Annotated in this window: 24 protein-coding genes and 1 pseudogene; 12 read left to right on the forward strand and 13 right to left on the reverse strand. The window is 47.1% G+C overall.

Going from position 1 to position 21,583, the window contains the following annotated elements:
* Positions 1-155 precede the first annotated feature (155 nt).
* Genes GWK48_RS00060 through GWK48_RS00070 form a run of 3 tightly spaced genes read left to right on the forward strand, consistent with a single transcriptional unit; the run spans position 156 to position 3,416 of the window.
* Positions 156-896 carry a hypothetical protein gene (locus GWK48_RS00060; RefSeq protein ID WP_174628471.1) on the forward strand — a complete coding sequence of 247 codons (741 nt, stop codon included), beginning with the start codon at positions 156-158 and terminating at the stop codon, positions 894-896.
* Entirely contained in the window at positions 893-2,461 is a 1,569-nt protein-coding gene (locus GWK48_RS00065; protein ID WP_174628480.1) for an ABC transporter ATP-binding protein, read from the forward strand. Before GWK48_RS00060 ends, GWK48_RS00065 begins: the two co-directional genes overlap by 4 nt.
* Positions 2,457-3,416, forward strand: a complete 960-nt coding sequence (locus tag GWK48_RS00070; protein WP_174632354.1) for an energy-coupling factor transporter transmembrane component T family protein — start codon at positions 2,457-2,459, stop codon at positions 3,414-3,416. The genes GWK48_RS00065 and GWK48_RS00070 overlap by 5 nt, the downstream gene beginning before the upstream one ends.
* Positions 3,417-3,577: 161 nt before the next feature.
* Here GWK48_RS00070 and GWK48_RS00075 read toward each other — a convergent pair whose 3' ends face one another.
* From GWK48_RS00075 to GWK48_RS00085, 3 genes are read right to left on the reverse strand one after another with little or no spacing between them, the layout of a single operon-like run.
* A complete protein-coding gene (locus GWK48_RS00075) occupies positions 3,578-3,874 on the reverse strand; it encodes a Zn-ribbon domain-containing OB-fold protein (protein ID WP_174632356.1) in 297 nt (98 codons plus the stop codon).
* A gap of 10 nt (positions 3,875-3,884) precedes the next feature.
* Positions 3,885-5,042, reverse strand: a complete 1,158-nt coding sequence (locus GWK48_RS00080; protein ID WP_174628482.1) for a thiolase family protein — start codon at positions 5,040-5,042, stop codon at positions 3,885-3,887.
* A gap of 10 nt (positions 5,043-5,052) precedes the next feature.
* Positions 5,053-5,799, reverse strand: coding sequence for a beta-ketoacyl-ACP reductase (locus GWK48_RS00085; RefSeq protein WP_174628484.1), 747 nt, complete (start codon positions 5,797-5,799; stop codon positions 5,053-5,055).
* 351 nt (positions 5,800-6,150) lie between these two features.
* Between GWK48_RS00085 and GWK48_RS00090 the strand changes: the two genes are divergently transcribed.
* Positions 6,151-7,083 carry a nucleoside hydrolase gene (locus tag GWK48_RS00090; RefSeq protein WP_174628486.1) on the forward strand — a complete coding sequence of 311 codons (933 nt, stop codon included), beginning with the start codon at positions 6,151-6,153 and terminating at the stop codon, positions 7,081-7,083.
* Here GWK48_RS00090 and GWK48_RS00095 read toward each other — a convergent pair.
* Positions 7,080-7,457, reverse strand: a complete 378-nt coding sequence (locus GWK48_RS00095) for an ArsR/SmtB family transcription factor (RefSeq protein ID WP_174628488.1) — start codon at positions 7,455-7,457, stop codon at positions 7,080-7,082. The genes GWK48_RS00090 and GWK48_RS00095 overlap by 4 nt on opposite strands.
* A gap of 186 nt (positions 7,458-7,643) precedes the next feature.
* On the opposite strand from GWK48_RS00095, the gene sdx reads away from it, so the two are divergent.
* A complete protein-coding gene (sdx, locus tag GWK48_RS00100) occupies positions 7,644-7,973 on the forward strand; it encodes a sulredoxin (protein WP_174628490.1) in 330 nt (109 codons plus the stop codon).
* A 166-nt stretch (positions 7,974-8,139) separates the two neighbouring features.
* On the opposite strand, the gene GWK48_RS00105 is transcribed toward sdx, so the two are convergent.
* The 6 genes from GWK48_RS00105 to GWK48_RS00130 all read right to left on the reverse strand — a co-directional run bounded on the left by GWK48_RS00105 (position 8,140) and on the right by GWK48_RS00130 (position 14,234).
* The gene (locus tag GWK48_RS00105) at positions 8,140-9,612 is read right to left on the reverse strand and encodes a 4-hydroxyphenylacetate 3-hydroxylase family protein (protein ID WP_174628492.1); all 1,473 of its coding nucleotides are present in this window, start codon (positions 9,610-9,612) and stop codon (positions 8,140-8,142) included.
* Positions 9,609-10,535, reverse strand: a complete 927-nt coding sequence (gene hpaD, locus GWK48_RS00110) for a 3,4-dihydroxyphenylacetate 2,3-dioxygenase (RefSeq protein ID WP_174632358.1) — start codon at positions 10,533-10,535, stop codon at positions 9,609-9,611. The genes GWK48_RS00105 and hpaD overlap by 4 nt, the downstream gene beginning before the upstream one ends.
* Positions 10,536-10,612: 77 nt before the next feature.
* A complete protein-coding gene (locus GWK48_RS00115) occupies positions 10,613-11,017 on the reverse strand; it encodes an STK_08120 family protein (RefSeq protein WP_174628494.1) in 405 nt (134 codons plus the stop codon).
* Positions 11,018-11,226: 209 nt separating this feature from the next.
* Positions 11,227-12,027, reverse strand: coding sequence for an acetoacetate decarboxylase family protein (locus tag GWK48_RS00120; RefSeq protein WP_174628496.1), 801 nt, complete (start codon positions 12,025-12,027; stop codon positions 11,227-11,229).
* Between the two features lie 242 nt (positions 12,028-12,269).
* Positions 12,270-12,737 (reverse strand): flavin reductase family protein, encoded by a 468-nt coding sequence (locus tag GWK48_RS00125; protein ID WP_174632360.1) that lies wholly within the window; start codon positions 12,735-12,737, stop codon positions 12,270-12,272.
* A gap of 21 nt (positions 12,738-12,758) precedes the next feature.
* On the reverse strand, positions 12,759-14,234 hold the full coding sequence (locus GWK48_RS00130; protein WP_174628498.1) for an MFS transporter: 1,476 nt from the start codon (positions 14,232-14,234) through the stop codon (positions 12,759-12,761).
* A gap of 104 nt (positions 14,235-14,338) precedes the next feature.
* Between GWK48_RS00130 and GWK48_RS00135 the strand changes: the two genes are divergently transcribed.
* Together GWK48_RS00135 and GWK48_RS11800 are read left to right on the forward strand one after the other, a co-directional pair.
* Complete coding sequence (locus tag GWK48_RS00135) at positions 14,339-14,953, forward strand: helix-turn-helix domain-containing protein (protein WP_174628500.1); 615 nt, start codon at positions 14,339-14,341, stop codon at positions 14,951-14,953.
* A gap of 142 nt (positions 14,954-15,095) precedes the next feature.
* Positions 15,096-15,180: pseudogene (locus tag GWK48_RS11800) on the forward strand (IS200/IS605 family transposase); the annotation flags it as partial.
* Positions 15,181-15,397: 217 nt separating this feature from the next.
* Here the strand turns inward: GWK48_RS11800 and GWK48_RS00145 are convergent.
* On the reverse strand, positions 15,398-15,799 hold the full coding sequence (locus GWK48_RS00145; RefSeq protein ID WP_174628502.1) for a vitamin K epoxide reductase family protein: 402 nt from the start codon (positions 15,797-15,799) through the stop codon (positions 15,398-15,400).
* 172 nt (positions 15,800-15,971) lie between these two features.
* Between GWK48_RS00145 and GWK48_RS00150 the strand changes: the two genes are divergently transcribed.
* Both GWK48_RS00150 and GWK48_RS11620 read left to right on the forward strand, forming a co-directional pair.
* Positions 15,972-16,166 (forward strand): hypothetical protein, encoded by a 195-nt coding sequence (locus tag GWK48_RS00150; RefSeq protein ID WP_174628504.1) that lies wholly within the window; start codon positions 15,972-15,974, stop codon positions 16,164-16,166.
* 55 nt (positions 16,167-16,221) lie between these two features.
* A complete protein-coding gene (locus tag GWK48_RS11620) occupies positions 16,222-16,347 on the forward strand; it encodes a hypothetical protein (RefSeq protein WP_281359980.1) in 126 nt (41 codons plus the stop codon).
* A gap of 567 nt (positions 16,348-16,914) precedes the next feature.
* On the opposite strand, the gene GWK48_RS00155 is transcribed toward GWK48_RS11620, so the two are convergent.
* Together GWK48_RS00155 and GWK48_RS00160 are read right to left on the reverse strand one after the other, a co-directional pair.
* The gene (locus GWK48_RS00155; RefSeq protein ID WP_174628506.1) at positions 16,915-17,718 is read right to left on the reverse strand and encodes an amidohydrolase family protein; all 804 of its coding nucleotides are present in this window, start codon (positions 17,716-17,718) and stop codon (positions 16,915-16,917) included.
* Positions 17,719-18,153: 435 nt separating this feature from the next.
* Positions 18,154-18,942: a ParA family protein gene (locus GWK48_RS00160; RefSeq protein ID WP_174628509.1), complete on the reverse strand. Its 789-nt coding sequence runs from the start codon at positions 18,940-18,942 to the stop codon at positions 18,154-18,156.
* 500 nt (positions 18,943-19,442) lie between these two features.
* On the opposite strand from GWK48_RS00160, the gene GWK48_RS00165 reads away from it, so the two are divergent.
* Genes GWK48_RS00165 through GWK48_RS00175 form a run of 3 tightly spaced genes read left to right on the forward strand, consistent with a single transcriptional unit; the run spans position 19,443 to position 21,531 of the window.
* Entirely contained in the window at positions 19,443-19,835 is a 393-nt protein-coding gene (locus GWK48_RS00165) for a PadR family transcriptional regulator (RefSeq protein WP_174628510.1), read from the forward strand.
* Entirely contained in the window at positions 19,832-20,740 is a 909-nt protein-coding gene (locus GWK48_RS00170; RefSeq protein ID WP_174628512.1) for an ABC transporter ATP-binding protein, read from the forward strand. The genes GWK48_RS00165 and GWK48_RS00170 overlap by 4 nt, the downstream gene beginning before the upstream one ends.
* Positions 20,728-21,531, forward strand: coding sequence for an ABC transporter permease (locus GWK48_RS00175; protein ID WP_174628515.1), 804 nt, complete (start codon positions 20,728-20,730; stop codon positions 21,529-21,531). The genes GWK48_RS00170 and GWK48_RS00175 overlap by 13 nt, the downstream gene beginning before the upstream one ends.
* The last annotated feature ends 52 nt before the right edge of the window (positions 21,532-21,583 follow it).

The raw sequence follows: 21,583 nt of genomic DNA on the forward strand, positions 1-21,583 counted from the left end.
CATTTCACCGTGTGTGGACCTCCAGACATTTAGGAGCTTAACGTTCTCTCAACCCTTAGTCCCTATACCCTCACCTCAGTCTTTCCAAATATTCTATATAGTACTATATTTTCTCTGTAGTCCAAATTTTTAAATTCTAACAAATAAGTAAATTCATGAGTTTCAATGGTATAAATGGCGATCTGAATGTACCGGGAGAGGTGCCCTGGGAGTTCGTGGTAGGATACTTCACCGTAGCTATTCTGCTAGCCCTCACCCTTGGGCATAGGTATGGAGGTCTCAGGAGGTTCACCACCCTAGACCTGGTTTACATCGCGGTTGGCGGCGCTTTGGGAGTAGTGTGGGAGTTCTATATAGGCTCGTTCTTGAGTAGATTATTACCTAGTTCCCCTTTCATAGACATAGGTTTTTGGGGTAGAATTATAATAATACTTATATTCATAAGTTTAGTTAGAAAGGTAGGGGCAGGAATGCTCTCCCTCTTGATTTTCAACGTCTTGAGCGACCTATTCCACTATGGCTTCGGTGGGGAGCCTATCTTCACAATATACGAAATGTTCACTTATGGACTCTTCATAGACCTCACGATCGCATTCACTAAGGGTAAGATTTTCGGAATAGGTACGACTCTAAGTGACGATTCTCAGGAAGTGGTGAGGAAGTTACAGAGGAGGCAGAACCTAATGGCTGCAGTTCAAGGTACAATTCTGGGCGTCCTATTCGCTATGCCAGACCCCTTATTCTACCTAGCCTTCTTTAGGCCCTTCCTCTACGGTTCTGTAGTCAACTGGCAGACAGTGCAGTTTGACCTGTTGGCAGCAATCCCAGGCAACGTAGTGTTTGTGACTATCGGTGCCCTCCTAGCGATAAGGGTAGCGAGGGCTGTGGGTCAATGAAGTTTGTGGAGATGGAGAACCTTTCCGTAACCTATCCGGGAAGAGGGAAGCCGAGCCTAAGAGTGGACAGGTTGGAGATCGAAGAGGGTGAGTCTGTACTGGTCGTGGGCAAGTCTGGATCTGGTAAGTCCACGTTAGTGAACGCTATAAACGGGGTCATCCCAAACCTGATTAGGGCGGAGGTGTCAGGGGAGGTGCTCGTATATGGACTGGACGTAGATAGGACACCTCTGCGGGAGATAAGCTCCGTAGTAGGTACACTGTTACAGGACCCGGAGTCTCAGGTATTCAACTTCAGGGTCGTAGACGAGGTGGCCTTCGGGCCTGAAAACCTCATGCTACCTAGGGATGAGATATCTAGGAGAGTACAAGACGCCATGAGGTTCACTGGGATATCCCACTTGGCTGAGATGGACGTAAGAAGCCTATCTGGAGGGGAGTTGCAGAGAACCGCACTAGCCTCGATCTTATCCCTTAACCCTAAGGCGCTCATATTGGACGAGCCGACTTCAAATATAGACCCACTTGGCACAAGGCAGATCTTCACTCTCCTTAAGGCCTTTAGGGAAGAGAGGAGGAGCATGATTATCGTAGAGCACAAGGTAGAGAGGGTCCTTCCCTACGTGGATAGGGTCATCGTAGTGGATCAGGGCAGACTGGAGCTGGACTTGCACAGGGATGAGATCGTTGAGTTCTCTGAGGAGTTGCTGAAGAGGGGGGTTGACGTACCTGACCACTTCCTATACCTCAGGAGAGCTGGGGCTAAGAATATTGACCGTGAATTGTTGAAGGGTTACAGACCGCCCTCCACGACTAGGAGAAGGGGGGACGAGGAAGTCCTGTACTCTAAGGTAAGGGTTGAAACACGGGAGGGGAGGACCCTTGTTGACGCTGAGCTCAGTCTGAGGAGAGGTGAAATCGTTGCACTTATGGGAATGAACGGTGCAGGGAAGAGCAGCCTTCTGAAGGCCATAGTCGGGGTTCTAGATAGGAAGCTGAGAGTTGAGGCAAGGGTTTTAGTAAACGGGAAGGACATAAGCAATTACCACATCGTGGACAGAGGAAGGTACGTGACCTACCTACCGCAGAACTTCGACCTAATGTTCGTGAAGGGGAAGGTGAGGGACGAAATTGCCTTCACCATGAAGAACCACAAGACCTTCTCTGAGGAGTCGTTGGGAAAGCTCCTGAAGCTTTTCCACCTGGAGGGGATCAAGGAAGAGGACCCCATGACCCTATCCATGGGACAGAGGAGGAGGGTAGCAATGGCCTCCGTGCTTGCCTCAGGGGCTAAGATAGTATTAATGGATGAACCGACCAGCGGTCAAGATTGGTACCACAAGTCCGCCCTTGGGGAGGAACTTCATAGTTTAAGGGAGTTGGGTTACTCCTTCCTCGTTGTCACTCACGACTCCAGGTTCGTGGATAGGTTCTGCGACTATATCCAAGTGATGAGGGAAGGGAAGATTGTTAAGGGAGGTACCCCAGAAGAGATCTTTCTCTCCAAGGAGGAGCTGGGTATATACCCTCCCTCGGAGTATGAGGTGATGGAGGACGCTGATTGAAAGCGTAATTGTAGAGCTAGTTAGTTGGGGTTTGTTCATATACGGCTCCCTGGTCCCAGCACTAGTTGTCCTATTGTTGATAGGAATTACAGGCTTTGTGGAAATAACGAGATACGAGCGGGGGACCTCGTTATATTATAGGCTGAATCCCTTGACTAAGGTCTTGTTTGGGTTAACCATTACCGTGGTCGCGTCCACTACAGCGTGGTGGATAAGCGCCTTCATGGTGACAGGTTTGTTGCTGTCATACCTATCCTTACATGACGGTCTGAGGAAGTTCAAATATGCGTCATACACAATGTTCTCTACTCTGGTAGGGGTAACGTGGTCCACGGCTCCTTTCACTCCATACTCTACGTTGGAGTTGGCGGGGTTTCATCAAAGCACAGTGTTGTGGACATGGCCTCCTTACTTTCAGTTCTTTGGATACGAACCTTACCTGACTTTACAGCAAGTGATTTACGGAGTGCAAGTCTCCTTCAGGGTAGCATCTGTGATAATAGCTTCCTTCATTACGATCCTGACTACGACTCCCTCAGATCTCTTTAGGATGCTTAGCAAGCTGAAGGTACCCTTGGCTATTTCCTTTGCCCTGACTGTTGCCTTCACCTCTGTGCCTAAGATCTTCGACCTTCTGGACACGTCGGTGAAGATGCAGTTCTTGAGGGGGTTCGGTTACGGAAAACCAGGATTCGTTAGACCTTTCTACATGTTAGCTGCTCTATTCTTAGCAATTACCCCTACCGTAATTTACTTGGCAAGGGCAGCAAAGAACCTCGCTATTTCAGTTGACACTAGAGCGTTCATGGCTAAGGAGGGTAGAACCAGTCTCGTAGAGTTGGGTTTCAGTAGCCACGACTACATGATGTTTGGACTCATGATAGGGCTTGTTCTCCTTGCAGTCCTTGCAAACTTGTTTGGGTTTGGTAGGACAATTCCCTACACGGGCTTGTGAACTTTATTCCAAGTCAGGTCTGGTTTTGGATTGTCTAGGGTAAGCGTGCAATCAGACTAGGGTATTTCACATCTCCTGTGAACAGGGACACGAAACTTTTGGGACTGTCAACTTCGTGGGATACCTCGGGGCTGTAATCAGTTGAGTTAAGCCCGTTTTCACTACGCTACCCTCTCGAACTCCGGTCTCCCTTTGCCAGGGATGGCTTTTACCTTGTCACCTATTTTCACTTCTCCCCTGAAGTTAGTGTAGAGCCTAAATCCCTCCTTCATCTCCACTATACCATAAAATACTCCGTTGAACTCAGTGATGGAATATACAGTGCCCTCCCCTGAACTCAGCTCAACGTTTAGCTTCCTCCCGTGGCACTTCGGACACCTATCCCTCACGTAGAAGAACCTGTGTCCGCAACCCTCGCATAGAATATATGGAACTCTACCTCGCTTGAACTCCTCCATGAAGTCCACTTCACTCACCCAAAACTAAGGTTGTGGAATGAGCCCTGTTCCATCCCCCTATACCGTTCAACAGGACAGAGTCGACCCCCTTAACCTGTCTGCCTCCCCCTTCCCCGTTAAGCTGGATTAGGGCCTCCTCCAAAATGACCCCTCCGCTCATGTAGGCTGGCTGACCCACGTTCAGCGACCCCCCTCCAGTATTTATTGGCCTCTCTCCCTTATATGTAAAGTCCACTTCCTCGGAAAACTTACCTCCTTTACCCTTTTCAGCGAGTCCTATGTCCTCGATCTGCAGGAGTACCGTTATGGTGAAGGAGTCATAGAGTTGAAAGCAGTCTACCCTATCCAGTTCGCCTCTCGCCCCCTTTGCGCTCTCCAGAGCAGGGGTTGTGGTGATGTCTGGGAGCTCTGGGGGCATCTCAGCCCAGTGTGCCTCCCCAAAGTACTTGATCCTCAAGGGCCTGAGGTCTGACTTTCCTCCGGACTTTCCTACCACAAAGACGTGGAACCCGTCAACGGGGTACACTATCTCAAGGAGCCTCAAGGGTGAGCTAACGACCCTCGAGGACAACACGTCCTCAACTCTTAGAGGTTCCCTGTAGATCGCCTTGGGGTTACCCATGGCGTTGAACCTCTGTTTAACAGCTATGCTAGCCCTTTGCTGGTCTGTGGTACCAAAGAGGTAGCTGTGCCTGTTAGCTACCAGTGCGTAATCCGTTACCGGGTTCATGTCGTCATATACCCGGAATACCGGATCGAAGGGTGACAAGGTCACGTGCTGGAAAGCCCTATCCACTGAGTCTGCTGTTACCTTCTTCTCCCTCAATGGGGAGGCCTTTCCTCCGACTATCAACACTACGTAATCTGCGTCTCCCGCAGATATTGCTTTCTCCGCCCTGTACAACATGGCCAATGCGGAGGCCCCTCCGAAATCTACGTAGTCCAGGAACCTAGGCCTTATTCCTAGGTACTGGGAGAGCTGGGCTGTGTAAAAGTGTAGGGATACGTTTCCGTCAAAAGTCCCAGGCAGGTGGGTTGCGATCAGTCCGTCCAACTTCTCCCTTCCTATTCCAGCCATATCCAAGGCGTTGTCGACTGCATCTGAGAGGAGGTTGAAGGCAGAGCCGTCGAACTTTTTGTATATCAAACCTGAGTAACCTAGTATCACACCTCATCCCTCAGAAGGTAAGCCCTCCGGTTATTCCTAACACTTCACCGGTAACGTAGGAGGCCCTGTCTGACGCTAGGAAAGCTATGACTTCTGCCACCTCCTGGGGAGATCCCTTTCTCTTCAACGGTATCCTCTCCATGAACTTCTCCATGACCTTGTCTGGGATCCCCTTGGTCATGGCGGTGTCTATTAAACCTGGAGCGACTGCGTTCACAGTGATGTTATATCTCCCCAGTTCCTTGGACAGAGCCTTGGTGAAACCTACTAAGCCTGCCTTCGAGGCTGAATAGTTGGCCTGACCCACGTTCCCTGTCCAACTTAGGGAGGAGAGGTTTATTATCCTCCCGTGACCTACCCTCATCATATCCTCAACCACTTGCTTTGTCATATTAAACGCTCCGTAGAGGTTTACCTTGATTACGAAGTCCCACTCCTCCCTTGTCATCTTCACGAAGAGGTTGTCCTTCAGGACACCAGCGTTGTTCACAAGGACATCCACGTGGTCACTATTGAAGACCGATTTTGCTTCGGAGACGAACGCCCTGCAGGAGTCCCAGTCGGTCACGTCTAGTTTAAATCCTTTAACTGTAAGCCCCTTTTGGGATAACTCCTTAGCCTTCTCCTCATATCCCTTGATGTCCCCAATGGCAACGTTAAAACCTGCTTTGGATAGGACCTCAGCTGTGACCAACCCTATCCCGCTTGCCCCTCCTGTCACAAGGGCTAGACTTGAAGGATGGGATACGCTTGACATGACAGAGATAGGATTATTGGATTAAAAAAGAAGCTTGTTAACTTGACGAGAGGATAATGCGCAGAACCTGTTGACCTTAAACCCTTGGGGCAGCGACGCTCTAAACTTGTGCGCTATACTTTCAATTGGACTGCCGTGTTATTTTTCACCGGTTCCGTACCACTCCGTAGCCTCTGATCTCCCCAGAGGCTCTCCATTCAAGGGTAAGCCTCCTCGTTCCTTTTTCAAATTGTGAAATCTGTGGAACTGCAGTGTCCATCCAAGACCGAGTTGAGTTAACAGGTCAGTTCACCCCATCGTCGAGAGGGTTCACAAGTGAAGACTTTTCTACCGCTAAGAGGATATCCTCTCATGAGGCGCTTCATCATAGACTGCGATACAGCTGAGGACGACATATTCAGTTTTTTGTTTTTGTTACACAAGGGAGTCCAGGTGGAGGGCATAACCATAGTCGAGGGGAACGTTCCCTTCGACGTTGAAGTTCAGAACGCGCTCTGGGCCTCTGAATTTGGGTCGAAGTACTTCAATTCCACGGTAAAGGTATACCCTGGTACGACCAGACCCCTTGTCAAAGGTTTTAGGACTGTTGAAAACGTCCACGGGTCGGGAGGAGTCGGGAGCACTAAGCTGAGGCCAACGACAAAGCCTGAGAAAAAGCACGCTGTAGACTTCATCCTAGAGACGGCTGACAGGTACCCAGGGGAGCTGGAGTTTTTGGCCATATCACCCCTGACTAACCTGGCCTTGGCCTACCTTAAGGACAAGTCCCTGGTGGAAAAGGTGAAGGCGGTCTGGGTCATGGGAGGGACAATCTACGGAAGGGGAAACATTACCCCTGCTGCAGAGTACAACTTCTGGGTCGACCCAGACTCGGCTAAAATCGTACTCAACGCCGGGTTTAACCTGACCATGGTGAGCTGGGACCTTATAACCCAGTATACAGTTAACGAGGAGTGGGATAGGATAAAGGACATGAAAACTGTCATGAGCGAGCTTTACCTTGAGTTTTACTCCCACTATAGAGGATTTGCAATGAGCAAGCAAAAGATGAAGGGGAACCCTCACCCGGACCTCATCACCACTGCGGTCGCCTTAAATCCTTCCATAGCCACTAGGGTCGAGAGACAGTCCGTTGATGTCGAGAACTGCGACTGTCTCACTAGGGGGGCTACAGTCATCGACTACCTGAACGTATTGGGTAGAGAACCTAACGTCAATGTAGTCTACGAAATAGACAGGGGCTTGTTCATTTCAGAGCTGATGTCCCTGCTCTCCAGGTTTTAGGGGTGGTTGGAGAGAGTCGGCTTGCTCTTCCCTTCCCTCTCCTGAACCTCCTCCCTTACAATCTCGCACGATAGAATAGACTTGCTGTGCTTGCTCACGTGTTCAATAGCCTCATTGAGGATCTTGTTCACACCCCCTCCGTTCAGTGCGTAAACTGAAAACTTACCCCTCCTCTCCACAGTCACTACACCACAGTTCCTCAGACAGGAGAGGTGATGCGAGACAAGGGACTGGGACTTGTTCAACGAGGATGAGATCTCCTGCACGGTAGCACCATCCCTGGACATAAGGTAGAGCACGATCTCGAGTCTGGTCTCATCTGAGAGCGCTGAGAAGAAAGATTCAAGCTCCAGTACTAATGGTCTGTTGGACATTGATTATTTATACAGCGTCCAGGTTAAAAAACCATTAGATGCCCAGTAAGCGAAACCTAGAACCCAGTGATTTACACCTAAACGTTAACTACTGCGAAATTATAAATGAATGATTCGCTAGGTATCAAGTACGTTTATAACTGTATTAATTGAAAGCTTAAAGGGTTTAGCTGACAAGGGGACCGCATGGTGTGGAAAAGAACCATCAGTTCAAAAGCCCTGGAAAAGGCGGGCTATGCACCGGTAAAAGTGGACGACAAGGTTGTTTTTATCGCAAATATAAACGGAAACCTGTATGGTATGGACGCGGTCTGCTCCCACGCCAGATGCATCCTAGGAATTTTAGATCCGGAGAACTTGAAAGTTAAATGCAGGTGCCACGATGCTGTGTTCGACCTCAAGACTGGCGCTATGCTGGAACCACCTTATGTAGCAAAGGATGCCCCTAAGGAGAAGCTCGGGTTAAAGACCTACCAAGTTAGGGACAACGGTGGATGGATAGAGGTGGACGTTTGAGCTTGAAAAGTTAACTATTTTGCTACGTCTCGGTATTCTGATTTCGAATGTTATTTTGTTAGGTTAACCTTGAGTGCCTCGAAAAGTTCTAAAAAACTTCTCAAAGGTTGTTATTTGGATTAAAGACCAAAATGGTCTAGCTTGAGATACATTCACGTTAAAACTATCACGCCTTAGGGTTGGGCATCTGATCCAGTATTTCCTTGACTAGTTTGACGAACTGCTCCTTCCTGTCCCTGAACACTTCAGTATAGGTTTGAGCCCAGCGGATGGTTGGGTCTCCCCTGCTAAACCTGTCGTACTGTTCATACCTCATTCCTGCCTCAGACCCAATGACGTCCCATAGCAGGTTGAAAGTCTTCGCCCTCTCCAGCGCATCCAGTCCCTTCATGGCCATGTACTTTTCAAGGTAAGCCCTCTCCTCGGGGTTTGTGAAGTCCTTGGCACCAGCAGGTATGGGTATTGAAGCTCCAGCAGTGATCAGCCTGAGTATCTCGTTGGCCCTAGGCACAGCCTTCATATTGAAGTGGCTCGCTGAGATCGACATGTATGGGTCTGGTCTTACGATGTTGGGGAGCTCCTGTGCCCTCGCTATGGAACCGTAGAAAGCTGCCTCGTTAAGCGCTACATACAGGAGGATCTCTCCTATCTTCTCCTGGACGTTAATAAACGAGCTCGTCCCTGCAGCCTCAGTGACTGTCATGGCCAGACCTGCCAGGAACTTCAGCCTTGAATAGTGCTGTATCATGAAGTGCCAGTTAAACCATCCCCTAAGGCTCACCGTGTGCCACATCAGGTCCTCTATGAGCTCTGGTTTTCTGTAAAATATTATCCTGTCCCAAGGGACTAGGACGTTGTCCAGGACTAGGATCGCGTCGCCTTCGTCCAGCCTTGAAGATATTGGGTACTCGAACTCACCCCCCTCCCTAGGCTGGAAGCCCCTCCTGGCTATGAACCTAACTCCCTTGGTGTCAGTGGGGATGGAGAAGTATATGGCATATTTAGGGTCAGAATCCCTTCTCATGTTGGGTAGGTACCAGAGCATCTCAGCGTAAGGCCCTGCCGTACATATCATGGCCGCCCCTCTCACGACGACCCCTTCAGGTCTCTCCTCAGTTACCCCAATTTGGATAAATGGATCCTCCCACTGGGAGGGAGGCCTACTCCTATCGTACATTGGAGCCACAATAGCATGGGTGTAAAAGTGATCTCGCTTGGTGGACTCCTTGTAGACCTCCACTGCGTTCTCCATGAACCTGGAGCCGAAGTGTTTCCCGAAGTAGTCCTCCGCGTGTGCATAGAACACCATTGTCCATAGGTTCATGTAATCCGGGCTCCTCCCGAAGTATCCCCTATAATAGTCGTAGATCTTGATCAGACCTTCGCCTAACCTCTGCAGCTCTTCCTTGCTCTTGGGCCTCACGAGAGTTACGCTTGTCTCCTCTCCTACGTCTCTATTGTAGACCCTAAGATCCTTGTATTCCTCCCTCCAATGAAGGTCGTAATAGCTAGCGACCGTGTTTACAGGAATTTTGAAAGCGGGGTGCTCCGTGACGTCCTTAACCACCTCTCCCTCGTAGTAAGTCACGGGCTGGTGTTCCCTTATGTTCCTTAGGTAATCTAAACCCTTCCTGATCATTGCTCCCACCCCTTAATCTCTCCGTCCATACCTTCGACTGGTTGCCATTCGTTGAGCCAGCTCTGAGGTATAGGTCTAGCCCAATAGTCGCTCCTGTACTTGAACTGCTCGTGGGTCCACTCAACAGGCTTCCACTTGTCCGGGTCTTGGACTTGGTAGTCCTGGCTGAAGAACTCGAACCTGTTCTTGTCCATATCCCTCAAGTAGATGTAGTACCCCTCAGTCGCACCGTGTCTTCCAGGACCCCTCTCTATATTATCCCAATACCCCATTGATGCGAACAGGTCTGCCGCCCTTATTACGTCCCTCACGTCGTGAACGTAATACGTCTCGTGGTGGAATCCAGGGACGTTCCTGTTGGACCTAGCTATGGCTATCTCATGAGAGTAACCTATCCTTGTGAGCCAAACCACTGACTTCTTCCTATCTTGGTCCAGGTAACGCTCAGTCTCCACAAAGCCGAGGTTCTCGAAAAACAACTGCTCCCTGTCAAGGTCCTTCACCACAAAGTTAACGTGGGCTAGCCTTACTGGGGACACTCCCCTGTGCATGTAGAACTTTAGCCTTACGTCACCGACGTATTCCATGTCCCTGTACATTAAGAGGGGAACTCCACCTGGAGTTTCCGTCATGATCGCGTCCTCCACTCCTTTCTCCTTGACCCTCACAGACCTGTTGGGTAGGATCTCCCTAACTTTATCTAGATCATCTTTCACCCTAAGCGCTACGTAACAGAGCCCAGGGGTCTTGGCTCTCTTCAGGACTAAGCTGTGGTGTTGTCCTTCCTCTATACCCCTTAGGTAAAGGAAATCGCCATCCCTCTCGGTCTTTACGAAGCCGAGAAGATTTACGTACAGATCCTCTGCCTTTTCAAGATCTGTTACCCTTACACACACGTGAGAGAGCCTTAGTACGTTTATGATGTTCATGCAATTAAAGTAATATTATATTTTAATTAACCTTCCATCAAACTAGTTAGAGTTCGCCCTAGTCCGTCCAGCTAGATCTTCCTCCTAATCCTTTCAATTCGTATATCTTCATCTAGGTTCTTCAGGAAGTTATCCACCCATTTGGACGCTGAGAAAAGACGCAAATTTCTCTCCATATAACCCTCGTATTCCAGGGTAAATTTAAGGAGACTCCCTGGGCTGATCACTATCCTTCCGTTTCCAGTGCCATTCCCCTTAATGGAGAAGACGTAAGTTATGTCCACTCCCCTGTAGACGGTCCCAGATATCCCAAACAGGTAGACAAAGTGCTGACCTGAACCTTTAAACGAGTTACCGGTAACCTCGATGACTTTAACTGGAGGGAGCACTCTAGGTATCACGAAGGCTGGGTCCGATAATATGGTGTGCACTGGACCTATTTCATGGGACACCTTAGCTTCCCTTTGTATTAGCATTAAACGGGGAGTTTATAGCCCAATTTTAAAGTTAACTCTCCTATTTTATAAGAATTGATCATTTAACGTAATTAATACGAGATATTGAACTAGCTTATTACGACCCATATGAAAAATAAGGTACATAAATTCCAAGGCTCCGTAGGAAAGAGAGGGGGAGTTTACCGATGAAATCCCTTCACTTTACCTTTTTTAAGACCTTAATACTATTAGGACTGAACCTGGACCTTTTCTACTCTCTTCAACAAGATTGTCTTAGAGACCCTAAAGTACAAGGGATAATAATATCCGCCGTAGACCTGCTGTACTGAAACGTTTTCGAGCTCGTCATTTACATATCCTTCAAGGGTGACCTTAGCATCTCCCTTCCAGATTTCGCCGTATTTGCTCTCGTCCCTTTGCCTGCTCACCACTTCATATACGTCCTTCTCACCATCACCTCTAGTAGGATATCTCCTTATGTTTATCAAGGGCCCAAAGTCCTTTAATGGGAGGGAGTCAGTTTTTTCCTTCAACTGGACCTCCATTCTTACCATTACACCCCCTCCCCTCGTAGCGTATCCTCCCAACCTCAGTCCAGGTTCTACCTTGTTGTACTTGGGAAGTAGAGGATGCAGCCTGGTCATCCTAATGTTGGCTAGTTTTTTGGGGTATCCGTCCAACCAACCTCTCACAAGGGCCCAATCCTTGTCCACCCACATAAAGGGAAAATAGAGATAGTTCCGCCCCTCATACTCGACCTTTAGACCGATGGCAGCTTCCATATACTGCACCAGGTCTGGCTCCTTGTACATGAAATCCCAGTTGTGCTCCGACGTGGAGATGAATTCAGCTATGTAGACCCAACCTTCACCGTCTGCCCTAAAAAATTCAGGGATGAGGTTGCCAACTCCTGCTAACTTTACGTGCGCTGCGATATACGTAACTCCATAGTACCAAGGTGGTGGGAAGACTGTCTGGGACTTCCCTGTTTTAGTTAGGGGAAGGGTGAAATCAGGTTCGAATTGCATGAATGTAGTAAGTAGTGTGGATATTAAATACTGACTCTAACTTGTTTTACGCCGCCTTAGTAGGAAGTGACTCCCTCGCAGGTCTGCTCACCTCTTGATTTCAGCTCCTCTCCTTTTAGGATGTGTTATCTCGTCATTTTGTATCATTTTGCTTAAAAGATCTGGATCCCATAATCGTGTTCCCAGAAAGACCAAGGACCTTACCTTTACTAGAAATAATAAAGCCTACTTTAAAAATAAAACTAAATATCTTTCATAAGCCTCCAATAGTCCCTCTTGAAGTAAACGATTGGCTCAGGTTCCCTCAGCACCTTCGCCTGAATCACTTCACCTATTACTAGGGAATGGTCCCCAATGTCAACAACCTCTCTTTTGTCGGCGACGACGTAGGCGTAACTGTTCTCCAGCAAAGGAATATCTTGAAATCTGAAGAACTTGACGTCGTTGAACCTCTTGTCTACTGGTTGGTAAGCGAACCTATCTAGAAGCTCTTTCTTATCAAGTAAGTTCACCCCAAAGTTCTTCGTCTCTCTAAAGGGGACATCGTTTCCCTTAGTCCTGTCGGCGGAGAAAAGAACAAGGGGAGGATTCATGGAAAGGGAGTTGAAAGTGTTTACTGTCATACCTACGAGTTTCCCGTTCCAGTTTGTGGTAACTACTGCAACGCCCAATGGGAAGTTCCTCATCACCTCCTTAAGGAGTTCCTGGATGTTTAATTCCATTCCGGACCACTATGGAGATATTTCGTCCAACCTCTTATTGCTTGTGTTGTGTCCCAAACCCACTGCTATCCCTGCTGATATGACTTGGAATAGGGCGATGAGCAGGAACACCTCAACTGCCAACCCCGTGGATATTCCACCAGCTACAAGGGAGGCAATCAGGGAGGCTATAACTACTGTTCCTATCCCACCTCCTATATGACCTAAACCATCGGTTAAGGCGAAACCTGTAGCCCTTGCCCTCGTGGGGAAACTCTCCGCACTCCATGCGTAGGAGACTGGAACCCATAGGTTAAATCCGTAGAACAGCACCATAGATCCGATGAAAGATAATGGAAGGTCAGTTTTAGCCAGGGCTATTATGAGACCTCCTATTATGGTAAACAACACCGAGATGACAGTCCACCTCTTCCTCTCCATCTTGTCCCCTACTGCTATTATGGTCAAGGCACATAGTATGAAACCGATGTCACCGAAGGAGGCTATTATTCCTGCCTCAGGTGGAGGATAGCCTAAGGAAGCTAATATGGTGGTGAGCCCAGCTGCTAGTACATAAACCGTCATGTAGCCGAAGAACCACATTGGGACCAATACAGCTAACCTTCTGAGGTATCTCGAGTTTCCAAATATGGCCTTTAACGACTCCTTGTAGGAGAGCCTTTCAATCACTAGCGGTGGAATTACAGATGGGAGTGGTGGGAGCTCTCTTATCTTCCTCTTAGCTGTCGCCTCCATGTATCTCACTACGTTTTCTGCGTCCTCGAGCCTACCTCTGGAGATTAACCATCTGGGAGATTCAGGAAGGTTGAACCTTAGGATCAGACCTATGAGAGCCAAAAGTGCACCAATACCGTACATTACCCTCCATCCGTTTACGGCCAGGAAGCCTGAACCGCCCAAGGCGAAGGGCAATCCAAGAGGGAAAGGTGCAGGGGGTGTAGTTAGGAGCAACCCTAGCCAAAGACCTAGACCGGCTCCTATCGTTGAGAAGAGGAAAACAAAACTAGTGTATTTCGCCCTTCCGTTTACTGGGGCTACCTCTCCTATGTAGGTGTTTACAATTGCTAGGTCGGCCCCGACCCCTATCCCGGTAATGGTTCTGGCTAAGATAAAGTTGAGGTAATCGTTTGACAGAGCGTTATACAAGCTACCTAAACCCGTGATTGCCATAGTTATCATTAACATGTTCCTTCTCCCTATTCTATCAGACATTGGAGACAGGAAAAGGGAACCTATGATATAACCTACCAAGTTTAGCAGGACTGCAGGACCTAGCAAGACGCCTATCTCAGGAGATGAAGGAGAAGTTACGTGAAATATTGTCAATGCGGTCTGAATGAACGAGACGTTGATATCGAAGATGTCAAAAAAGGTAAACAGAAACCCCATCCCTAATATTCCTATAAAAATGTAGGAGAGAGACCAGATGGGTATTCTATCCATTCTAGCAATTATTTCCCCCGCTTTAACGGACTTTTCAGCCATGACCTGAGCTCTTCCCTAAGCAATTAATCCATTATATTAAACTAGTTTCATATTGAAAGGTATAAAGGATAATGATAAAAAGGGAGACTACGATGATATATAAAATGCAGTTAAAGAAAGTTACAATAACTTTGAAACATGAGGACTGTTGGACATCAGATATAGAAGATAGAACAGTTACTCTGAACCTGGAGGTCTACCCGGAAAAGGGCTACCTGAGGAGCTGGCTCCTTGCGCCATCAGGGAAATTTGGAAGGGAATTCAGAGGGCACAACTCAGTCAAGAAAGTGAACAGGGTTCTGGAAGCTAAGGAGTACAGCCTCATAGACTTCTTAAATATTTATGAAGGGTCGGTAGCAGGGATCCTTTACAACATGGAAGTACTAATCTTGGGAAATTACAATGTTGCAGGGGAGGAGACGTGGAGCTTTGTGACCGGAAAGACGACCTTAAACGAGGTCAGGGGCATGCTTTCATCCATAGGTGAAGTGTCGGCTTTCCTGGTAGAGGATTACTTACCGAAATTCCCCTTCCTCACTGATATGGAGAGGAGGGCCTTCAGCTTAGCCCTGAACAGGGGTTACCTTGAGTACCCCAGGGAAGTGGAGGCAGAGGATTTGGCAAGAATACTGGGGGTCAGTAAGGTAACGTTTCTTTACCATTGGAGGAACGCCCAGCGGAAGATCATGAAATTCTTTGCAGAACATTATAGACCGTAACTCAATTTATCGAAGAGAGCTACACTACGACCTACATGTAAGAATTGACTGGTTTGAGCATAGTACACCTGAGAATGAAAAGGTAAGCCTCGCCTTTTAACGCTGGGTAACATTTTTGAACAATTTCTGAATACTCTAAAGTGTAGAATACAAGTCAAGTAGACACGTAAAATACCTCTGCAACTACCACTTTGTATGGAACACCGAAGTATAGGAGTATTTTAACGGCGTAAACCATAAACCCGTGAGCTGACTTAGGAGAACCCTCTAGGGCGGGGAGGAGGTAAGTAAAGACTACATCATCATCTGTTCCTATCGAAAACGTCACCCGGATCAGCTGAGTGGGGTGAGGGTTTAATTGAACTCGCGTTTTGGTTTAAGGATGAATCACTGATCTGTTTTGCCTTACAGTTCCATTTTTGAACGTGTGTGATCAGGGTTCCATCAAGAGGTTCTACCCTTGAGGACGAAGTATCCCATTGAAAAGGCCAATACGTGAGCGGAGGTGCAGAATATGCATATTGAATGGATCAAAAAAATCTCAGTGTACATCAAGTAGACAACGAATGTAATCCCCAATATCCAAATGTACAGTAACAGATCCCTCCTGAATAGCCCAGAGATTAACATCAAAACAAACCAGGAAACTCCCAGTACAGCGTCTGGGATACCGAAAAACCTCGAGTAAACGCTTGAAGCCACATTACCGCAATTTATGTAGCTATTTATGTTGCAATATCCATTGTCAATGGACCCGGAATAAGTTTCATAGGTCAAATATGAAGAGATGATCATGCCGAGTATACATAGGACAGCGAGGCCTAACTTTAGAGAGTTTGAACGCATATAATCCTAACACGAAAGGAGATATTTAAGGACCTTGAAGAAAATTTTTATGCGCTTGATTGGTTGTGGGCAAAGAAGTACTAGGTACACTGGTTTCTGACCTCCTTCACACCAAAAGGACGAGGGTTCTACCGAGGCCTTAAGCGTTACTCCCCGTTGAGGGGTTAGCCCTTTGAAGAGACCAGGAAAGAGGGGCCTCCTCAACAAGTCAACAACCTTCTTTATCCATGTCTTACCGTGTTGGGAGCATGTTGAAGTCCCTGTGTGGTCTGTGACCTTAAGGGCACTTAAGCACTCCCCTGGGCTTCCTCCCCTCCTCAACCTCATGATAAGCTCGAAGCCTAGAAGTGTTGTGCACGACCACTAAGTACGCTTTTGTGCCACTCGTAAAGCTTGAACCCGATAGCCTCCATTAGCTTTGCATGAGAATATGTTTGAAGCTAATTTATTACCCATATCCTGAGAGGTGGAGTAAGGGTAGCCCAGGTAGACCGTTGGGATACCTATTTCCCATAACGTTTTGGCTAAACGATAACGTGAACCTTTAGCCTACCTTGTGTACCAGAGCGTCCAGTCTCCATGAGACTTGCATCTCCAACACAGTCCCTGAGTGCTAAGACACCCCTTTCCTCATCAACCTAATAACGACCTTGTCTAAAGACTAGGACTTCCTCTTTCCAGTAACCTGGTAGTGAAATTTGCATGATGAAGGGTGGAAAAACCTTTCCTTTTCTTCATCTAGGAAAAGGAGGACGACCAACCCTCGTTATCCTTCTGCAGAAGGCTTGTTGATCAACGTCAAACTCCCCTTTACACTTCTTATAGTACTTGTCCCAGGTACCCCTGAAGTCTACTCCTTCCGTTTAAAGAGCTGTTTTCTCCTCCCTTAGTTAAACTTCAATTCATGACAGAGAGAACAGACCAGAGAAGTTGTTAAAAATACACACAAGGGTACTTATGAATTACTAAGGCAAAAGTTCAACCTACCGTCTAAAGTCGCTCAGGACTGCCATAGAGATGCCATAGCAAAGTACAAGTCGTGGTCAAACAACCCTGAACTCGGTAGGCCTAGATTATTTCAACCTACTTAAAGGTCTCCCCTTATCCTCATTTTATTACTCACGTATTGAGAGTATCTTCCTCGCGTTGGAGTTCAAAATTTTTTCACTCTTCACGTACTGATAAACTTCCCACGCATATCTGGCCAGATCTTGCCCCTTAAAGGCTGGAAAGTCACTTCCGTATAATACCTTATCCTCAATTTCCATGAGTCTAGGGAGAACCTTAAGCACGTTCCTCGGCGGAATGGAAGATATCTCGAGATAAACGTTGGAGTAGTTCCTGGCGAGGTAGAACGCCGTATCGTACCAGAGCGGTCTACCTGCGTGTGCAAGTATAAGTTTTACGTCAAAGTCCTTGATAACGTCGTCTAAGAGGATCGGGTTGCCATACTTATTTCTGCTTCCCACCCCTATACTGGTCCCGGTGTGAACGAGGAGTGGAAGCTTCTTCTCTTCTGCGAACCTGTAAATGAGGCCTAACTTCTCGTTTGCACCCTCCTCTGGTCTATAGGAGTTTGGACTGAAGGCGTGATGGACTGGGTGAAGCTTAATTCCCACTATCCCCTTGGAGTACTGCCTCTCCAGTTCCCTCTCCACGTCACACGTTATTGGGTTAACTTCTCCCCACTGCATGAAGAGGTCGCTTGTCTTCCTGACCTCATAATCAACATCGAATCCGTCAGAGCAGTCCATGCTCCAGCACGGATGAGATGGGACTAACAAGACCTTAGATATTTCCACATTGTCATGTCTCAGGTTAAACGACGTTCCTTCAGTGTTCCTAAGGAACTCTCTGCAATGAGGGGGGATCGTCTTTAGATAAATGTGGTAATGCACATGGACATCCACTACTTGCATGCAAGCCCTTAATCATCAAAGTAATTAAGGTTACTCGGACTTCTCTGACTTCCTCCCTGCACAAAGGGTGAGGCCTTCCTTAACTTTGTAACCCCCTAACGTTCGGAGCTCATAGTTAACTTTTCTCTACCATCCTCGGGGTTTGGGTTTCATAGGATCTCATATAGCTTGATATCAACCCTCAATCCTTGTCACGGGAGTCGAGCGAATTCTTCGCTTTCATCCTCCTCCACCCCATTAGCGGGGTAACCCCAACCCACCTTGATGGGATATCACCTAAGTGGGGGAACCCGCACATCTCAAGTTATCTTACCCCCTTTCGAGATACATACCCACATCTGGGGTAAGACCATTTCTGTCGTGTAGAATGTCAATATGGAGTTACGTAAACTTAATTCTCTCACTGAAACTGCTTATCACGGCTCCCCAATATCCTCATCTAATGATGATCCTCTCGTCCTTCCTGAACTTTCTCTCCAACAAATTTGGAACGGATCTCAGTTGAGGAAGAATGGGAAACTCTGTTAATTCGCCGTTATATTGAAACAAAGGATCGTAGAAAGGTGTGATGACTCCTACTGGGATATCAATCTTTTCTAAGGCTTCCCTCACTTCCCTCTCCTTTGCCTCCTCCATCATTGGCGGGACCATGTTAACTACTAGCCCTAGGGCACTCCCAATACGAAAGCCTTCTTCTGCTAACTTAGCGTATTTGACTGTCTGCCATATGGAAAGAGTGGATGAGTCTGAGACGTAAACTCTCTTAATCTCCACGTTAGGGTACAAGGAGAGAAAAACGTCGAGATCTAATTTAACTATACTATCCTGGAATTGCAGCATGCTCGGATTATCGACCACGAAATAATCGAATTCAGTTGACCTGAGTATCTGACTGTACTTAAGATTAAAGGCCCTTTTCAGACTGTCATCCCTTAATATCTCTTGGATGTACTGTTCATATCGTGGCCCATCGCCCAACATTTTGATTACAGTAACCCTACCCTTTCCAACCTTCACGGTTAATGTGGGATCAGACTCTGATTTTTCCACTATACTTTTTACTAAACCTTTATCCTCTATTCCTGAGATCCTAGAAGCAAATCCTATATTATCCCTGTCCAGAAGAACTACTTTTCCACCTCTCTCAGCCAAAATTAACGCTAGCGTTATGGAGATCGTTGTCTTTCCCACTCCTCCTTTAGCGCCATGTATAGAAATCCTCATCTTCCATTAATTTATTGGTTAATGAGTTTAAAAAATCTTGTATTATTTCAAGGAAATTGGGTTAAGATCTATTTTATCTTTAGGACAAAATAGAGCACTACTACAATAAAATATCTTGGTAAAAGCTGAACTTTTTTTAGGTCTTTATCTGAGACGTAATATACTAAAACTACCCTCCAGGACCGTCGAAAATCCCTAGCCTTTGAGTCTTATGATCATACAAAATGATAGTAAATAGTGTAAAGAAGGTATTAGTTAACTTTAAAGAACATATTGGTGAAGACTCATGCTCATCGAGAAAGGCCTAGCCCCTAAAGATGTCTAACTCCTCAACATAAATTTAGTAACTATTTCTAATCATTATAAATAATAAAGATAGAAATTAGTATAGCTTAAGCCACGTACGCTAATTCAGTGTATTAGAATTCTCTAGGAAACTTCTACATGGACTGATATACAAACCCTTATTATCCCTTGAATCGATATCAAAATAGATATCAATGTCTTATCACTGGCACAAGAGAAGGGGGCTCTCCAACCTGATTCTAACAGTCCTGGAAAAGAGGAGTCATATGACGGGGGCCCAAATCATAAGGGAAATCGAAAAGATAACCCAGGGGCTGTGGAGACCCTCACCGGGGGCAGTTTACCCTGCACTGGATAAGATGGAATCTGAAGGACTAATCAAGGTGGCTAAGGTTGAGGGGGCACAAAAGTTCTATGAGATAACCGATGAGGGGAGGAAACTGTTGACACCTCTGGGGAGCGTCGAGGTCTCTCTCAAAGACCTGGAATATAACGTCAGGTTCATTTTAGACAACTGGGACATCCTCACCCCAGACCTTAAGGAGAGGCTAAGACAAATCCATAGGGAGTTGGGGGAGAGGCTGTGATCTCTGTAGAGAGCTTGAGCAAAACTTTCGTAGTTGGCAATAAGATAATACCGGCAGTTGATGACGTCACATTCAAAGTGGAGAGAGGGCAGATACAGGCTATAGTGGGTCACAACGGGGCTGGGAAGACAACAGTTCTCAAGATAATATCCACTCTCATAGTTCCAGATTCTGGAACGGTTTCGGTGAATGGCTTCGATGTAGTCAAGAACCCTAAAGAAGTGAGGAAGATTCTGGGAGTGATGACGGTAAGCGAAAGGGCGTTTTATTACAGACTCTCAGGTTTGGAGAACCTAGTGTTTTTCGGTACAATTAGGGGACTCTCCGTCTTTCAGGCCAAACTTGCCGCAAAGGAGCTCATGGAGTTAGTTGGGCTATGGGAGTGGAGGGACGTAGCATACATGAAGTACAGTACAGGTATGGCCAGGAAACTTGCCCTGGCGAGGGCACTGCTAACTGATCCTCAAGTTATCCTAATGGACGAACCAACTCTGGGAATGGACCCCATATCTTCAAGGGAATTTAGGAGGTTGGTGCAGACCCTGAGCAAGGAGAAGACGATCCTGTTAACCTCACACAACATGGTTGAGGTGGAAGACTTAGCGAAAGGAGTGGTTATCCTAAATAGGGGTAAGGTCGTTGCTAAAGGATCATCAGATGAACTGAAGAGGGCTGTCGGATTAATAAAAGTCATCAAAGCCAAGAGCCCTGCACCGGACTTAAGGAAGTATGTAGTAGCCTCCTTGGGAGATTATTTCCTATTAAGGGTTCCCCATCAAATGGAAGTGGAAGGTGAGGAGATAGGAAGGGAGCAGGCGACCCTAGAGGATGCCTTCGTGTATCTAACTGATGAGTGGGACTCTTACAGGGACAGAAGGAGAGGAGGGAGGAAATGGGCCTTTTAGACAAAATTTACGCTTACGTTTACCTCAGGGGTTTCAGGATCTGGAGCAGTTATAAGACCCAAATGGTGCTTAACGTCCTGTCCTGGGTGCTACCTGTATTCACGTACTACTTCGTGGGTACCTCTCTAGGGGGTAGCTTGGTGAGGTCAGTGGGAGTAGCAAACTACACTGCGTTCATAGTGATAGGGTTAGCTTTTCAAGGGTACGTTTCCTCTACCGTAACAACAATTAGCCAGAGGCTAAGGAACGAACAGGTGTACGGCACTGTGGAGTACTACGTGCTGTCTGATGGGGGCGTCCTCTCTTTTCTGTTGTATTCTGCACTATGGGGTTTCACCATAAACTCGGTCACTGCCGGAGTCACTCTAGGGATTGGGTATCTCCTCGGTGTAGACTACAAGGTAAATTGGATAGCGACCCTCTTGATTTTGTTCCTGCTACTGACCTCAACCCTAGGGCTCTCCATGATATCTGCAGGGTTTACCATGCTGGTGAAGCAGGGAAATCCTATATCCTTCTTCTTCTCAGCCTTCACTACATTAATGACGGGTACTGTATTTCCCGTTTCCATTTTACCGTCTTGGATTAAGGACTTGACCTTAGCGATACCACTGACCTGGGCCCTTCAGGGACTAAGGATGAGCATGTTAGACGGATACGGGATGATGGACGTCAAGGGAGTAATAGAAGTTCTTTTGATGTTTAACGTAGTTCTATTGACCCTCGGGATATGGTTTTACACGTTTTCCTTTGACAGGTCTAGGAAAAAGGGTACTCTTAGCGAGTATTAGACAGTTTCATGGGGGTTTGGGTTTTATCGGGTCTCATATAACTTGATATCAA

It is taken from the genome of Metallosphaera tengchongensis (assembly GCF_013343295.1).
Lineage (GTDB): Archaea > Thermoproteota > Thermoprotei_A > Sulfolobales > Sulfolobaceae > Metallosphaera > Metallosphaera tengchongensis.

What these genes read in the sequence shown, in the direction of transcription:
- GWK48_RS00095 (WP_174628488.1), bottom strand. Translation starts at nt 7,457, where the DNA reads ATGTCCAACAGACCATTAGTACTGGAGCTTGAATCTTTCTTCTCAGCG.
- GWK48_RS00145 (WP_174628502.1), bottom strand. Translation starts at nt 15,799, where the DNA reads ATGCGTTCAAACTCTCTAAAGTTAGGCCTCGCTGTCCTATGTATACTC.
- GWK48_RS00085 (WP_174628484.1), bottom strand. Translation starts at nt 5,799, where the DNA reads ATGTCAAGCGTATCCCATCCTTCAAGTCTAGCCCTTGTGACAGGAGGG.
- GWK48_RS00160 (WP_174628509.1), bottom strand. Translation starts at nt 18,942, where the DNA reads ATGAGGATTTCTATACATGGCGCTAAAGGAGGAGTGGGAAAGACAACG.
- GWK48_RS00135 (WP_174628500.1), top strand. Translation starts at nt 14,339, where the DNA reads ATGCAGTTAAAGAAAGTTACAATAACTTTGAAACATGAGGACTGTTGG.
- GWK48_RS11620 (WP_281359980.1), top strand. Translation starts at nt 16,222, where the DNA reads ATGAGAATATGTTTGAAGCTAATTTATTACCCATATCCTGAGAGGTGG.
- GWK48_RS00130 (WP_174628498.1), bottom strand. Translation starts at nt 14,234, where the DNA reads ATGGCTGAAAAGTCCGTTAAAGCGGGGGAAATAATTGCTAGAATGGAT.
- GWK48_RS00115 (WP_174628494.1), bottom strand. Translation starts at nt 11,017, where the DNA reads ATGCTAATACAAAGGGAAGCTAAGGTGTCCCATGAAATAGGTCCAGTG.
- GWK48_RS00165 (WP_174628510.1), top strand. Translation starts at nt 19,443, where the DNA reads ATGTCTTATCACTGGCACAAGAGAAGGGGGCTCTCCAACCTGATTCTA.
- GWK48_RS00105 (WP_174628492.1), bottom strand. Translation starts at nt 9,612, where the DNA reads ATGATCAGGAAGGGTTTAGATTACCTAAGGAACATAAGGGAACACCAG.
- GWK48_RS00175 (WP_174628515.1), top strand. Translation starts at nt 20,728, where the DNA reads ATGGGCCTTTTAGACAAAATTTACGCTTACGTTTACCTCAGGGGTTTC.
- GWK48_RS00075 (WP_174632356.1), bottom strand. Translation starts at nt 3,874, where the DNA reads ATGGAGGAGTTCAAGCGAGGTAGAGTTCCATATATTCTATGCGAGGGT.
- GWK48_RS00060 (WP_174628471.1), top strand. Translation starts at nt 156, where the DNA reads ATGAGTTTCAATGGTATAAATGGCGATCTGAATGTACCGGGAGAGGTG.
- GWK48_RS00090 (WP_174628486.1), top strand. Translation starts at nt 6,151, where the DNA reads ATGAGGCGCTTCATCATAGACTGCGATACAGCTGAGGACGACATATTC.
- GWK48_RS00065 (WP_174628480.1), top strand. Translation starts at nt 893, where the DNA reads ATGAAGTTTGTGGAGATGGAGAACCTTTCCGTAACCTATCCGGGAAGA.
- sdx (WP_174628490.1), top strand. Translation starts at nt 7,644, where the DNA reads ATGGTGTGGAAAAGAACCATCAGTTCAAAAGCCCTGGAAAAGGCGGGC.
- GWK48_RS00155 (WP_174628506.1), bottom strand. Translation starts at nt 17,718, where the DNA reads ATGCAAGTAGTGGATGTCCATGTGCATTACCACATTTATCTAAAGACG.
- GWK48_RS00120 (WP_174628496.1), bottom strand. Translation starts at nt 12,027, where the DNA reads ATGCAATTCGAACCTGATTTCACCCTTCCCCTAACTAAAACAGGGAAG.